Genomic DNA, 843 nt, shown 5'->3' on the forward strand with positions numbered 1-843 from the left:
TCCTGCGTGGTGATTTCCGTCTTGCCGATGCGCTCCGGGATGCGCACCCTGCTTGCCGGAATGTCCGTGATTTCATTCGTCTTGCGGTCGATGCTGATGTAGGAGGGGATGATCTCGCCCGTTTCCCTGTCCACAATGTCCACGACCCTACCGAGATTGCCCGTTTCGCGGAGGTTCTTCCGGTCATTGTCGGAGAATTTGTGTTCCTTGTACTCATCCAGCTTCTGCTCCTTGCGGATGAAGTGCGGCACGAGGCTGATGTTTCCCTCACCGTCCTTCTTGAAGGAGAGGCGGGCGTCCAGCTCGAATGATTCGCCGCCGAAGGTCGGTTTGACCTTTACCAAGTCGGACTTGCCATAGTTGAGCATCTTCGTAAGGTCGCCGGACTTTTCAAGGTTGTCCCGCTTTACGCCCCATCTGTCCTCCAGCTCCTGCCAGTTGATTTTACTCTCGTCGATGGGCTGGTAGCCACGTTTGCCCTGCATCTGTTCGGATTTGTCCTGTTGCTGTTCTTTCCGTTGTTCCATGTTCTCCTGTTTTTGAGGTTCTTGTTTCTCTGTCTGTTGTGCTGCCATCTCTTCCTGCACCTTCTTCTCATAGTCGGAGGTGTCCACCTTGTGAGGGGCGAGCAGCTCCTTGTTCGCTTCGGGGTCTTTCAGCAGTTGCTTCATCACCTCTAAGAGATTTTCAGCTTGGTCTGCCGCAATGCGGTAGAAACCGAAGCGGCTGGGTTCCTTGCACTGCCGGAAGAAGTTCTTGAAGAAGTTGTCCAGCACGTCGCCATGTCGGTCGAATTGCAGGAAACTCTGCGCGTTCTCCGCTTTTGCGGGGGTGCGCTTGGGT

General features: G+C 54.7%; 1 protein-coding gene. It reads right to left on the bottom strand.

The window, feature by feature from the left end; all coding sequences use genetic code 11:
* Positions 1 to 843: DUF4099 domain-containing protein (locus tag DW640_RS23350; protein ID WP_117579011.1), on the bottom strand; the 843-nt coding region annotated here is incomplete at both ends.

The organism is Bacteroides sp. AM23-12 (genome assembly GCF_003434395.1).
In the GTDB taxonomy this organism is placed as follows: Bacteria; Bacteroidota; Bacteroidia; order Bacteroidales; family Bacteroidaceae; genus Bacteroides; species Bacteroides thetaiotaomicron.